Raw genomic sequence first — 12,993 nt, forward strand, 5'->3', positions numbered from 1 at the left:
CATGAGTCCTCGTCCGGTTGCGGCGATCATCGGCATGGGCGATGCGTATGCGTCCCGCGCGAATCGCAAGGATCCGTTGCAGTTGGCCGCCGAAGCAACGCTGAACGCGCTCGCCGATGCGGGCATCCGCAAAGATCAGGTCGATGCCGTGTTCACGGGCCGTTCGCCGTGGGCCGACAAGCGTCCCCAGTGGAGCAACATCTTCATCTCGCACATGCAGATGCCGGTGACGATCACGAGCGAACTGACGATGCACGGCGCGGGCCTGACATCGACATTAGCGGTCGCCTCGCAGATGATCGCGGCGGGCCGCGCGGAGTACGTAGTGTGCCTCCAGAGCGACGCAACCGAACTGTTCGTCGATGCAGTCGCGATGGGCGCGGAAGCCGACGCGGATCCGCAGTTCGAGATTCCCTACGGCCCGACGATTCCTGCACTCTATGCGCAAGCCGCGCAGCGCTACTTCCACGAGTTCGGCATCGCTGAAAGCGACCTTGCCGATGTCGCGATTGCGAATCAGCGCTGGGGCCGCCATCATCCGCACGCGGCGAAGGCGAAGTTCGGCGAGATCGATCGCGCGACGGTGCTCTCGTCGCCGTATGTCGCCACGCCGCTACGCCGCTGGATGTGTTCGACGTGGGGCGGCGGAACGGGCGGCGCGCTGGTCGTGACGTCGCCCGAAAATGCGCGCGATGCACGCGATCCCGTCTACCTGCTAGGTTATGGATCGGCCACGACGCACGAATATCTGACCGACCGGATGAACATGCACGAATGCCGGTTCGACAGTCTCGGCGCTTTCCCGAACCTGACGACCACGGCGACCGCCGAGGCGGCACGGCAAGCGTATGCGATGTCCGGCCTCGCGCCTTCCGATATCGACATGGCGCAGATTTCGGTGAACTTCGCGCACATGGGGCCGATCGTGATGGAAGACCTCGGCTTTGCGAAGAAGGGGCGCGGCATCGATCTCTATCGCGAAGGACGCACGGGCATCGACGGCGACCTGCCGACCGACACGAACGGCGGCTGGCTGTCCTTCGGGCAACCCGGCATCTCGTGCAACATGGACAGCATGATCGAGGCAGTCAGGCAGTTGCGCGGGAAACCGTTGGGACTTGCGCCGGCGCGCCGCCCGCAAACCGTGCTGGTGCAGGGCGCGGGCGGCATGCTGGCCGCAGGCGCTGTGCTGATGCTGTCGTCCGCAACCTGATTTTCGATCGAGACACGCCATGACCGAAACCCATTCGCCGAATACCTGGCCGCAGCCGTATCGGCTGCTCGATGCTCAACCCTACTGGGACGCGCTGGCCGAAGAAAAGCTGACGTTCCAGCGCTGCACCGCCTGCCACGAAGCCGTCTGGCCAGCGCACTCGTTCTGCACGCACTGCGGCGCGAAGTCGCTTGGCTGGACCGAGTCGAGCGGCTTTGGCGAAATCTATTCGCACAGCACGGTGGTGCGCGGCCCGACACCCCTGTGGGCCGCGATCGCGCCGTACACGGTGGGCTTCGTCAGAATGGACGAGGGCTATTACCTGTTCACGCAGATCGACGCGCCGCCCGAAGCAATACGGATCGGCCAGCGCGTCGAAGTCCGATTCGTGCAGCGAGGCGAACAAAAGCTGCCGGTGTTCGTTCCTTCGACATCCTGACAATTATTTGCGGAGCGCCGGACAAACAACGGAGCCCGCGCGGTCATTCATACACGGAGGAGACATGGCCGGACCACTCGACGGTGTGCGCATACTCGATCTCACGTCGAATTTCATGGGCCCGTATGCATCGCTGTTGCTGGCGGACATGGGCGCGGATGTGTGCAAAATCGAATCGCGCGACGGCGATACCACACGCAATATCGGGCCCAGCCGGCATCCCGGCATGGGGCCGATTTTTCTGCATCTCAATCGCAACAAGCGCAGCCTCGTACTGGACCTGAAGCACCCGGACGGCATCGCGGCGCTCAAGCGCATGGCGCAAGCGGCCGACGTGCTGCTCTACAGCATGCGGCCGCACACCATGGCGAAGCTGGGCATCGCCTATGAAGATGTGCGCAAGCTCAACCCGCGCATCATCTATTGCGGCGCATTTGGCTTCGGGCAAAACGGCCCGTACGCGGCACGCCCGGCCTACGACGACCTGATTCAGGCCGCGGTCGGCATGCCGGTGCTGCAAAGCCGCAAGAGTGGTCCGCCGGCTTATGTCGCCACTGCCGTAGCCGATCGCGTCGTCGGCATGGCGACCAGCAATGCGGTTGCGATGGCGCTGTATCGGCGCGAGAAAACCGGCATCGGCCAGCAGGTTTTTGTGCCGATGATGGAAACCTTCGCGCATTTCGTGCTCGGCGATCACCTGTACGGTCACACCTTCGTGCCGCCGCTCGGCGACTGGGGCTACGCGCGGATGATGAATCCCGATCGGCGTCCGTATCGCACGCGCGATGGCTATATCGGCGTGAACGTGTATGCGGATCATCACTGGAAGCGCTTCTTCGTGTTGAGCGGGCATCCGGAAATGGCCGACGATCCGCGTTTCAACAACATCGGCGGGCGCACCGAGCATATCGCGCATCTGTACGCGTTTCTGGCGCGCGTGTTCGAGACGCGAACCACGGCCGAATGGGTGAGCGCGCTAAACGAAGCCGATATTCCGGTGATCGAAATGAATACGCCCGAAACGCTCATCGACGATCCGCACATGCAGGCGGTCGATTTCTTCGCGGAGCAGGATCATCCGTCCGAAGGGCGGATTCGCACGCTCGGCATCGCACAGCAATGGAGCGAAAGCGCGCCGGAACTGCGCCATCCGGCGCCACGGCTCGGCGAACATTCGGTGGCGCTGCTGACGGAGTATGGCTTCAGCCGTGCCGAAATCGATGCGATGCTGCGTTCCGGCGGCGCCTACACGCCCGATGCCGATGCAGATGCCGATGCAGATACCCGGCCGCAAACCGAAAAAGTACTTGATCAGGAGAATTGACATGTTGCGCGATCTGCCGCTGTCGGGTGTCGTCGTAGTCGAATTGAGCGACAGCGCATCGGCGCCGTTCGCCGGAAGAATCCTCGCGGCGCTCGGTGCCGATGTGTGGAAGGTCGAGCGTCCCGCAGGCGACTCCGCACGCGGCTGGGGCCCGAGTGAATGGAAAGGCAGCGGCGCTGCGTATCACGGGCTCAATCGCGGCAAGCGCGCGATCTGCATCGATATCAAGGACCGCGAACAGCTTGCGACGCTGCATCGGCTGATCGCGGAACACGCCGACGTGTTCCTCCACAACCTGCGACCGGGATCGAGCGCGCAATACGGCCTCGACGCCGACAGCCTGCGCGTGACCAAGCCGGAACTGGTCTATTGCGAAATCGGCGCATTCGGCCATCTCGGTCCGATGAATACGCTGCCCGGCTACGATCCGCTGATGCAGGCGTTCTCGGGGATCATGAGCATCACCGGCGAGGACGGACAGGCGCCGGTTCGCGCCGGGGTGTCGATCGTCGATTTCGGTTCGGGCTTGTGGGCGGCGGTCGGCATTCTGTCGGCGCTGTATCGCCGTCAGGTCAAGCATTGCGGTGCGACCGTCAACGGCTCGCTGCTGGAAACGGCGCTGGCATGGATGACGGTCAACGTCGCCAACTACAGCGCCGATGGCGATATCGGCGGCCGGCACGGCTCAGGCGTCGCGTTCATCGTGCCGCATCGCGCCTTTTCGGCGACCGACGGCCACCTGATCGTCAGCGCCGCGAACGACGCGCTGTTCGCCAAGCTATGCGCGGCGCTGGATCATCCCGAGTGGGCGTTCGATGACCGCTTCGCCACCAATGCGGGGCGGCTCAGGAACCGGACGGAGATCGATCGACTGATCGGCGAGCGTCTGGCGACCGATTCCCGTTCCGCCTGGCAGGCGCGCTTGCAGGCGGCAGGCGTGCCCGTGGCGCCCATCCAGACGACGGCCGAAGTGCTTGAGCATGCGCAGACGCATGCGCTCGGCATCATCGAAACGCCGCCCGACGACGAGATCGGACTGGTCGGACTGCCGCTGTCTTTCGACGGCAAGCGTGCGCCGCCTTTGCACGCGGCGCGCGACATTGGCGCAGACAATCCGTCGCTCGAAGCGCTGCTCAAAACCAGCCGCTGAGCCGGCGCACGGTCTGCCCGATGCGGTACGATCGCTTGCGAACTCCGCTGTCCGACATCGTTCGCAGGTTCCGACAACGCCATCAAGGCGTGCGTGAGGGGAGACATGAGTACTTTCAATCGCCTGCATCTGATCCGGCAGGTCGATCTGCTTACGTTGAAACTGTTCCTGTCGGCGGTCGAGGAACAGCAAATCGGCCTGGCGGCAATTCGCGAGAACGTGGCTGCATCGACAGCGACCAAGCGCATTCGGGAGCTCGAGGACATCGCGGGCATCAAACTGCTCGAACGCGGCCCGAAAGGGGTCGTGCCGAGTCCTGCGGGCGCGGTCCTTGTCCGTTATCTCCGCCGCATCTTCGACAATCTCGACGACATGCGCGCGGAGATCGCGTCGTTTACCGACGGCATGCGCGGCGAGCTGACGATCGCATCGGCGCGGTCGATCATCGTGCCGTTTCTCGCGCGCGAGATCGGCGAATTCCAGCGCGAATATCCCTTGGTCGATCTCGTGATCAGCGAGCTCGAGAATGCCGATGTCGTGCAGGCGGTGGCGCGCGGCGAGGCCGACGTCGGCGTGTTCGCGGCGGCGCACAAGCTCGATCTCGGCGGCGTCGATGTCACGCCGTATCGGGAGGATCGCCTGATTGCCGTGGTTCCGCAGGGACACCCGCTCGCCGGGCGTGCGAGCGTCACCACGCAGGATCTGCTGTCGGAAAATCTCATCGTGGTCGGCGCGATGCTTGGCGCGATCCAGGCGGCCGCGCGTCGGCTCGGCAGAGAATTCGAGCCGCGATATGGCGTCAGGAGCGCGGGCGTGGCCGTCAGTCTGGTGCAGGCGGGGCTCGGTGTGTCGGTTCAGCCGGAATGCCTGGTGAGTCACGAGCTGTTCAGCCGGGTGGCCGTGTTAGACCTGGCGGAGCCGTGGGCCGTCCGGCGCATTCAGATTGCGACGGCGCGCGGTCGTGAGCTGAACCCGATCGCGCGCGCGCTGATCGAGCAACTGCTCGATCAGCCGGGGGATACGCAGGCCACGTGAAAAAGCGGCGCGTCGATCACGAGAATCTTCGCCCGATACCCGATTGCTCGAATCCGCTGGCCATTGATGTGGCTCAGCGGAATCGTTCTGGATGCGGCGCTTATTGCGCTTTCGGAATCAGCGGAACGATGGTCGCCGCAATGACGGCGGGAATCGCGAACGCATAGAAGTTCCAGTGCATCCCGAGGTTGGAACCGACGATCCAACCGCCGATCATCGGTCCCAGAATCGAGCCGAAGCGCCCGATGGCCTGCGCGCCGCCCAACGCGGACCCTCTGCACGCCGCCGGAAAGTGCGCGGCGATGTATCCGTAGATCAGGCTGCTGGTGCCGATCGATCCGAGCCCCGCACCGAACACGGCGAGCATCAGCCAGGCGAAGTCGAGCTTCTGGCTCAGCGCGATCAGCGACAGTCCGCCGATGACGAGAAACGGCAGCATCACGTTCCTCGAACCGAGTCGATCGGCCAGCCACGCGCCGCCGAGCATGCCGACCACCGCGCCCAACTGCATCACCAGCAGGAATTGCAGCGACGAGCCGAGCGGATAGCCGGCCGAGCGCATCAACTGGGGTAGCCACGCATTGAGCCCGTAGATGATGAGCTGCACGCAGAACGTCATGAACGCGAGCAGCAGGGCGGTCGCGCGAAATTCGCGGGAGAGCACGAGCTGATAGCCGCTTTTCGCGCGCACGCCATCGAGCGGCGTATGCTGCGCATGCTTGTCGCGCTGGATCTGATCGAAATCGAGCGAATAGCGCGCGGCGAGCTTGCGTGCCTCGTCGAGTCGGCCTCGATCGACGAGAAAATCCACGGACTCGGGAAGAAAGAAGTACATCACGGGAAGAATCAGGGCATAGAACGCGCCGAGTGCGTAAAGCGTGCGCCAGCCATGCTCGTGCAGCAAGGCGATGGCGAGCAAGGCAGACACGATGCCGCCCACCGAATAGCCCGTCAGGGTCAGTGCGTTGTAAAGCTGACGCCGTGACTTCGGCGCGTATTCGACCGACAGCGCGACCGCCGATGGAACGACGCCGCCCATGCCGATTCCGGTGATGAAGCGCGCCGCGCCCAGGAAGGTCGGCGACGTCGCGAGCGCGCAGACGATCGATCCCACGGAGAACCACAGCACGCCCGTCACCAGCAGGCGGCGCCGCCCGATGCTGTCGGTCAGCGGGCCTGCCACCGTCAGCCCGACCATCAGGCCAACCAGCGTCCAGCTTCCGATCATGCCGGCACCTGCGGGAGTGAGATGCCATCCGGGTTCATTCAGCAGATGAGGGACGGTCGTCCCATAGACGATCAGATCGTAGCCGTCGGCCACGAGCGTCAGAAAACATAGAAGGATAACGAACAGACTGCTTCGGACCGGCGGCGTTGTTTGACTCACGTTGTCTCCTTACTCTTGTTGTGTAGGTCGTGTTGCCGGGAAGATTCCCGGCAGACTCGACTAGAGTAGGAGCATGTCCACGGCAAGCCAATTGAGCGTTTCCGAAGTATAGATTCGATGGTGACGAATCTGTCCGGCGCGTGATCGGGCGTTCTATTTATATGGATGCCGAAATAATGTAATTCGCCGCTCAGACGATCTTGCGCGACCGCAAATCGGCGACCTTCCCGGCATCGAGTCCAAGCCCGGCCAGAATCTCGTCGGTGTGCTCGCCCGCGAGTGGCGGACGGGTATGGATTTCCGGCGGCGTGCGCGAAAGCGAAACCGGTGTCGCGAAGATCGGCACCTGCTTCGGTGCGCCGGGGTAGTCCATCCAGCGAATCACATCGGCTGCCTTGACGGTGTCGTCTTCCAGTACCTGGCGCGGCGAGTTGACCGGGCTGGCCGGAATGCGCGCCGTTTCCAGCGCGCTCAGCGCTTCGGACTGAGTCTTGTCCGCACACCATCGGCTCATGAGATCGCTGAGGATTTCGCCATTCTCGCCGCGTAGCCTGTCATCGGCGAAACGCGGATCGTCGAGCAGTTCCGGCTGACCGATCAGTTGAGTCCAGCGCTTGAACATCGGCCGGCCGATGACCTGCGTAATGAACCATCCGTCTTTGGCCTTGAAGATATCGGAAGGCGCATAACCCGACGCGCGATTCAGCGTGGCCTGGCGGTCCAGCCCGAGCAAGGCTTCTTCGATCAGCGCGCCGCTTGCCATGTTCAGCCCCGTGCACAGCAGCGAAGCAGTGACTTCCTGACCCATGCCGCTGCGTTGACGTTCATAGAGCGCCAGCATCACACCGAGCGCACAGGAAAATGCCGTGGCGAAATCCACCACGGGCACCATCGCTTTTTGCGGCCGGTCGGGCGTGCCCGCGATATACACGGCACCGCTCAGTGCCTGACCGACGCCATCGAAGCCCACGCGGTCGCGCACCGCCTCGCTGTTGCCGAAGGCGTTGGAGGCGACGAGGATGATGTCGCGCCTGATCTCGCACAAACTCTCGTAATCCAGACCCAGACTCTTGAGCGTCCGAGGCGGCATGTTGGCGATCACCACATCGGCATCGGCGACCAGCTTGCGCACGATTTCGCGCCCTTCGAGGCTATCGAGATCGAGCGTCATGGAGCGCTTGTTGCGGTTCACTTGCAGGAACAGCGCGCCTTCGCCCTGTTCGGTCACGGGCACGATAAAGCGGTCTTCGCCGCCACCCACGCGGTCGATGCGGATGACGTCAGCGCCATAGTCGGCCAGCAGCGCCGAACAGAACGGCCCGGCGATGAAACGTCCGAAATCGAGGACCTTGATGCCTTCGAGTACTTTCATGTCTTGTTCACGTTTGAGTCGGTGGCCACGAATCAGGCGCAGCTTGCAGCCGTGCGCACTTCATCGAGTGCGGCGGGATTGTCCAGCGACGAGAGATCGCCCGGAGGCAAGCCGCAATACACGCTGCGGATCACGCGCCGCATGATCTTGGAGCTGCGCGTCTTCGGCAGTTGCGCGACGACATGTACGCGGCCGGGGCGAAACGGCCGGCCCAGACGCTTGTCGACATGACCCGAGACGATGACTTCCAGATCGGCCCCGGCGATGCCCGAATCGGGCTTCGGCACGACGAAGACGACGAGCTTCTGCCCTTTGTCGGCATCGGCCACGCCGATTGCAGCGGCTTCCGATACATCGGGCAATTCCAGCACGACCTCTTCCACTTCGGCCGGCCCCAGACGCTTGCCGGCGACCTTGAGCGTGTCATCGGAGCGGCCCATCATGAAGTAGTTGCCGTCGGGCGTGCGCAGCGCTAAGTCGCCATGTACCCAGAGTCCGGGAATAGTCTGCCAGTACGTTTCCAGATAGCGCTCGTCGTCGCGCCAGAACGATTGCGTCATGCCGACGAAAGGCGCGCGCATGGCCAGTTCGCCCACTTCGCCCGTGATGCTCTGGCCATCGGCATTCACCACGTCTGCCGCGACGCCGGGCGATACGGTGTTAAAGCCGCTCGGCGGAATCGGGCGGATCGGCACGCTGGCGAGCAGGGCGCCGGACGCCTCGGTGCCGCCCGTATAGTTGATGACGGGCGCGGTGCCGTCGCCGAAACGTTGCAGGAACCAGTTGAAGTGCTCGGGCGCGATGCCTTCGCCTGCGGTGATCAGCAAGCGGACGGTCGAGCGATCGCCTGCCAGCGCCAGCGCCTCGTGACTGGCCATGCCGCGAATCAGCGTGGGCGCCGAACCGAAATGCGTGATCCGATGCCCCTCGACCACGCGCGACATGCGCGACCAGTCGGGGTAATCGGGCGCGCCGTCATAGCACACCAAGGTTGCGCCGCGCAGCAGCGCGCAGCCGAGCACCAGCGTGCCCGCGATCCAGCCCATATCGGCCGGCCAGCAATAGACATCGCCCGGATGCACGTCGAAATGAACCAGTGAGTCGTGCGCGACCTTGATCGGGAAGCTGCCATGCGTGTGCACCACGCCCTTGGGCTTGCCCGTGGTGCCGGACGTGTAGATCACCATGAAGGCCGTGTCGGGCGTGACGATGACCGCGTCCTTGCCTTGCCCTTGCGCGGCGGCCGAAATTGCTTGCCAGTCGAGATCGCGCGCATCCTGTGCCGATTCGCCTTCGCCGCGCTTCCAGATCACATGTTCGAGCAGCGGCAACTGCCGCCATGCATCGCGCAGAGCGCCTTCGACGTTCACGCGCTTGGTGCGGCGCGCGAAACCCGTGGACGCGATCACGAAACGCGCCTCCGCAGCCGACAGGCGCGCCACGATCGCATCGACGCCGAAGCCGCTGAAAAGCGGCACGACCAGCGCGCCCAGATGCACGATGGCCAGCAGCGAGACGGTCGCCTCGACGCCGTTTTCCATCAGCAGGCCGATACGGTCCCCGGACTTGACACCGTGGCTTGCGAGGCCCGCCGCGAAGTCGCGCACGCGCTGCTCCAGTTCCGCGTAGGTCAGCGTGCTCACGCTGCCGTCCTCGCGTTCGGCCACTACGGCTTTTTGCCCGGACGTCTCGGGACGACGCGCCCATGCATAGATCGTGTTGACCCAGTTGAGCCTGCCGCCGGGGAACCAGCTCGGAAACTGCGGGCCGCGCGAGAGGTCGGCGTAGCCCGTGGGCGGCGTATCCCACGCGATCGCGCATTCGTGCATCACGGTTTGCCAATAGCGCTCCGGCTCCGCGATCGACACGCGCATCAGTTCGTCATACGAAGGCACGTCCAGCGCATGCATCAGCTTGACGATGCCGGCGTTCTTTAATTCGCGTTCGCCGGGCTGCCAGATGTTGCCGGAGATATGGCTGGATTCGAGATTGCTCATGATCGGTCTCCTGCCTTCAGGCGCGTTCGACAATCATTGCGATGCCCTGGCCGCCGCCGATGCACATCGTCTCCAGGCCATAGCGGGCCTTGCGGCGCTGCATTTCGTGCAGCAGTGTGCTCATGATGCGCACGCCCGTCGCGCCCACGGGATGGCCCAGCGAAATGCCCGAGCCGTTCACGTTGAGCCGGTCTTCGAGCGCTTCCATGGAACTGCCCCAGCCCTTGACGCAGGCCAGCGCCTGACACGCGAAGGCCTCGTTGAGTTCGATGAGATCCATCTGCTCGAATGTCAGGCCGGTGCGCGCCAGCACCTTCTGCACGGCGGGCACCGGGCCGATACCCATGCGCGCCGGATCGCAGCCCGCGGCGGCCCAGCCGACCAGCCAGCCCATCGGCGTGAGGCCCAGTTCGTCGAGCTTGTCCTCGGCGACGATCAGGCAGGCTGCGGCGGCATCGTTCTGCTGGCAGGCGTTGCCCGCGGTAACGACGCCTTCCTTCATGATGCTGCGCAGCTTCGCAAGGCTTTCGGGCGTCGTTTCGCCGCGCACGCCTTCGTCTTGCTGAACGATGAGCGCATCGCCCTTGCGTTGCGGCACCGCGACGGAAACGATCTCGGCATCGAAATGTCCGGCTTGCTGCGCGGCGGCGGCGCGCCGATGGCTGCGCGCGGCGAAGCGGTCGGATGCCTCACGCGTGATGTCGTATTCGCGCGCCAGCGTCTCGGCCGTCTCGATCATGCCGCTGATCCGGCCGAAGCGGCTTTCCGGCTGCGAGCGCTCGCGGCCCCGGTCAAGCCGGTCGTGCATCGTGACGGAACCCGCGCGCTTGCCCCAGCGCATGTCGGTGGTATAGAACTCGACGTTGCTCATGCTTTCGACGCCGCCCGCCATCACGACGTCCGCCGCGCCGGTCTGCACCATCATCGCCGCCGTGGCCAGCGCCTGCACGCCGCCGCCGCAGCGCCGGTCAAGCTGCATACCGGCCACTTCGATCGGAAAGCCCGCTTGCAGCGCCACCCAGCGCCCGGTGCAGGGCGTCTCGCCGCTGGCATAGCTCTGCGCAAACACGACATCATCGATGCGTGCGGGATCCACGCCGGTACGCTCTACGATGGCGCGCGCGACTGTGGCGCCGAGTTCCTCGACGGGAACGCCCTTCAACGCTCCGCCGAACGCACCGACGGGGGTGCGAAGCGGGGAGACGATGGCTGCTCGTTTCATTTCGAATGCCTCTTGTATGTCATCAATATTCCGCCGCCGTCGCGCGTCTGTCACGCGTCGGCGGCTATCGGTCTTCGTCTGACGCGATCAGCCGTAGCGTCCGCCCGTGACGTGCAGCACTTCACCGCTGATGAAACCGGCACGCTCGCTGGCGAGGAAAGCCACCGCATCCGCGATGTCGTCCGGGTGTCCGGCGCGCTTGATCGGCTGGGCGGCCACGGCGCGCTCCTTGATCGTTTCGTAGGTCGAGAGCCCTTGCACCATTTCGGTATCCATGAAACCCGGCGCGACGCAGTTCGAGGTGATGCCGTAGCGGCCTTCCTCCATCGACAGCGCCTTTGCCATGCCGATCAGGCCCGCCTTCGCGGCGGAGTAGTTCGCCTGCGTGGGATTGCCCAGATACGCACGTGAGCTGATATTGATAAGCCGACCCCAACCCTGTTCGATGAAATGCGGCATGACGGCGCGGGCAGCCAGAAATGCGCCCTTGAGCATCACGTTCATCACGAAGTCCCAGTCGTCGGCGCTCATCTTGACGAGATACTTGTCGCGCGGCGCGCCAGCGTTGTTGACCAGAATATGTACGCCGCCGAAATGAGCGACAGTTTCATCCACGAGGCGCTGGACGTCCGCTTCACGCGTGATGTCGCCCACGACGCAATGCGCGGCGAGGCCTTCGTCCTGCAGCGCTTTTGCGGTGGCTTGCGCCAGTTCGGCGTTGATATCGGTGATGACGATCTTCGCGCCCTCCTGCGCGAGCCGCCGCGCCGTAGCCGCGCCCAGTCCGCGCGCCGAGCCGGTGACGATCGCCACCTTTCCGGTCAGACCCAGATCCATGTGTCTCTCCTCAAAATTATCGATCAGCGCAGATCGACCCGCGCATTGTTCAGAACTACTACGTTGCGTTCGACGGCGGTGACGCGTAACGACACCGTGCCGCTGCGCAGCCACATCTCCGTACGCAGTGTGTCGCCGGGCCACGCGGGCGCCGTGAAGCGCACACGCATGCCCGCGAAGCGCGCGTCGTCGTAATCGAGCACCGTGCGCAGCACCGCGTGGGCGGCTACGCCCATCAGCGCCATGCCGTGCAGAATGGGGCGCGCAAAGCCTGCCGCGGCGGCCACGGCGGGGTCGGCGTGCAGGGGATTCAAGTCGCCGCTCAGCCGATAGATCAGCGCCAGTTGCCCGGGCGTCGAGAGATCGCAGACATGGTCGGGCGGGCCGTCGGGCATCGCGTGGGGCGCGGGCGGCGCGCCGGCGCTGCCGCCTGCGCCAAAGCCGCCGTCGCCGCGCAGCAGGCTCAGTTGCACGACGGTCGCCAGCAGGCGTCCCGTCTGCGCATCGGCGATTTCGCGGGTCTGCTGAAGGAACGCGCCCTTGTCACGGCCCTTGTCCCATAGCCCGGTAATGCGCGTGGTACCGTTGATGCGGCCGCTGGCGGGCAACGGCGCGTGGATCGTGATTTCCTGTTCGGCGTGCAGAATCTTTTGCCAGTCGATGCCCGTGTCCGGTTCGCGTGCCCAGAAGCCCGGATAGGCAAGCACGTTCGCCATCGTCGGCAGCGCGCGCAGCGACTGACCGTCGCTGCCTTCGTAGACGTAACGCAGTTGCCCGGCGTCGAGCGGATCGGACCCGAGGCCGAGACCGAGGGCATAAACCTGCGTATCGCGCAGCGAGTAAGCATGCTCGATGGAAGGGAACGGACGGTTCAACAAGTAATCGGCTCGAAGCGGCATGGCGAAAGTGGCATCGTTTGATTCGAGTTCCTACGATGAGTCCGCGCGAACCGCCGGTCAACGCAAGCGCGACCTTTGTTCCGTACCTTGGCAGATGCGTGGCCATGCGCGATTGGCG

Annotated in this window: 11 protein-coding genes; 5 read left to right on the forward strand and 6 right to left on the reverse strand. The window is 64.5% G+C overall.

Annotated features, from left to right (window positions below; all coding sequences use genetic code 11):
- Window position 1: 1 nt before the first annotated feature.
- The 5 genes from P7F28_RS12920 (at window position 2) to P7F28_RS12940 (ending at window position 5,161) form a co-directional block, all read left to right on the forward strand.
- Window positions 2-1,213: a thiolase family protein gene (locus P7F28_RS12920; protein ID WP_277184882.1), complete on the forward strand. Its 1,212-nt coding sequence runs from the start codon at window positions 2-4 to the stop codon at window positions 1,211-1,213.
- Window positions 1,214-1,232: 19 nt separating this feature from the next.
- Window positions 1,233-1,652 (forward strand): Zn-ribbon domain-containing OB-fold protein, encoded by a 420-nt coding sequence (locus tag P7F28_RS12925; RefSeq protein ID WP_277184883.1) that lies wholly within the window; start codon window positions 1,233-1,235, stop codon window positions 1,650-1,652.
- A 64-nt stretch (window positions 1,653-1,716) separates the two neighbouring features.
- Window positions 1,717-2,976, forward strand: a complete 1,260-nt coding sequence (locus P7F28_RS12930; protein WP_277184884.1) for a CaiB/BaiF CoA-transferase family protein — start codon at window positions 1,717-1,719, stop codon at window positions 2,974-2,976.
- Between the two features lies 1 nt (window position 2,977).
- Window positions 2,978-4,126 carry a CaiB/BaiF CoA-transferase family protein gene (locus tag P7F28_RS12935; RefSeq protein ID WP_277184885.1) on the forward strand — a complete coding sequence of 383 codons (1,149 nt, stop codon included), beginning with the start codon at window positions 2,978-2,980 and terminating at the stop codon, window positions 4,124-4,126.
- 105 nt (window positions 4,127-4,231) lie between these two features.
- Window positions 4,232-5,161: a LysR family transcriptional regulator gene (locus P7F28_RS12940; RefSeq protein WP_277184886.1), complete on the forward strand. Its 930-nt coding sequence runs from the start codon at window positions 4,232-4,234 to the stop codon at window positions 5,159-5,161.
- A 100-nt stretch (window positions 5,162-5,261) separates the two neighbouring features.
- Here P7F28_RS12940 and P7F28_RS12945 read toward each other — a convergent pair whose 3' ends face one another.
- From P7F28_RS12945 to P7F28_RS12970, 6 genes are all read right to left on the reverse strand, one after another.
- Entirely contained in the window at window positions 5,262-6,548 is a 1,287-nt protein-coding gene (locus tag P7F28_RS12945; RefSeq protein WP_277184887.1) for an aromatic acid/H+ symport family MFS transporter, read from the reverse strand.
- A gap of 190 nt (window positions 6,549-6,738) precedes the next feature.
- Window positions 6,739-7,920 (reverse strand): CaiB/BaiF CoA-transferase family protein, encoded by a 1,182-nt coding sequence (locus tag P7F28_RS12950; RefSeq protein ID WP_277184888.1) that lies wholly within the window; start codon window positions 7,918-7,920, stop codon window positions 6,739-6,741.
- 32 nt (window positions 7,921-7,952) lie between these two features.
- A complete protein-coding gene (locus tag P7F28_RS12955) occupies window positions 7,953-9,917 on the reverse strand; it encodes an AMP-binding protein (protein WP_306805879.1) in 1,965 nt (654 codons plus the stop codon).
- A 16-nt stretch (window positions 9,918-9,933) separates the two neighbouring features.
- Window positions 9,934-11,139 carry an acetyl-CoA C-acetyltransferase gene (locus tag P7F28_RS12960; protein ID WP_277184889.1) on the reverse strand — a complete coding sequence of 402 codons (1,206 nt, stop codon included), beginning with the start codon at window positions 11,137-11,139 and terminating at the stop codon, window positions 9,934-9,936.
- Between the two features lie 87 nt (window positions 11,140-11,226).
- Window positions 11,227-11,976 carry an SDR family NAD(P)-dependent oxidoreductase gene (locus P7F28_RS12965; protein WP_277184890.1) on the reverse strand — a complete coding sequence of 250 codons (750 nt, stop codon included), beginning with the start codon at window positions 11,974-11,976 and terminating at the stop codon, window positions 11,227-11,229.
- Between the two features lie 23 nt (window positions 11,977-11,999).
- Entirely contained in the window at window positions 12,000-12,875 is an 876-nt protein-coding gene (locus P7F28_RS12970) for a MaoC/PaaZ C-terminal domain-containing protein (RefSeq protein WP_277184892.1), read from the reverse strand.
- Window positions 12,876-12,993: the final 118 nt, after the last annotated feature.

The sequence above is a fragment of the Caballeronia sp. BR00000012568055 genome (genome assembly GCF_029439455.1).
In the GTDB taxonomy this organism is placed as follows: domain Bacteria; phylum Pseudomonadota; class Gammaproteobacteria; order Burkholderiales; family Burkholderiaceae; genus Caballeronia.

Coding starts and splice junctions, on each gene's coding strand:
- P7F28_RS12920 (WP_277184882.1), top strand. CDS start 2: ATGAGTCCTCGTCCGGTTGCGGCGATCATCGGCATGGGCGATGCGTAT.
- P7F28_RS12925 (WP_277184883.1), top strand. CDS start 1,233: ATGACCGAAACCCATTCGCCGAATACCTGGCCGCAGCCGTATCGGCTG.
- P7F28_RS12930 (WP_277184884.1), top strand. CDS start 1,717: ATGGCCGGACCACTCGACGGTGTGCGCATACTCGATCTCACGTCGAAT.
- P7F28_RS12935 (WP_277184885.1), top strand. CDS start 2,978: ATGTTGCGCGATCTGCCGCTGTCGGGTGTCGTCGTAGTCGAATTGAGC.
- P7F28_RS12940 (WP_277184886.1), top strand. CDS start 4,232: ATGAGTACTTTCAATCGCCTGCATCTGATCCGGCAGGTCGATCTGCTT.
- P7F28_RS12950 (WP_277184888.1), bottom strand. CDS start 7,920: ATGAAAGTACTCGAAGGCATCAAGGTCCTCGATTTCGGACGTTTCATC.
- P7F28_RS12955 (WP_306805879.1), bottom strand. CDS start 9,917: ATGAGCAATCTCGAATCCAGCCATATCTCCGGCAACATCTGGCAGCCC.
- P7F28_RS12960 (WP_277184889.1), bottom strand. CDS start 11,139: ATGAAACGAGCAGCCATCGTCTCCCCGCTTCGCACCCCCGTCGGTGCG.
- P7F28_RS12965 (WP_277184890.1), bottom strand. CDS start 11,976: ATGGATCTGGGTCTGACCGGAAAGGTGGCGATCGTCACCGGCTCGGCG.
- P7F28_RS12970 (WP_277184892.1), bottom strand. CDS start 12,875: ATGCCGCTTCGAGCCGATTACTTGTTGAACCGTCCGTTCCCTTCCATC.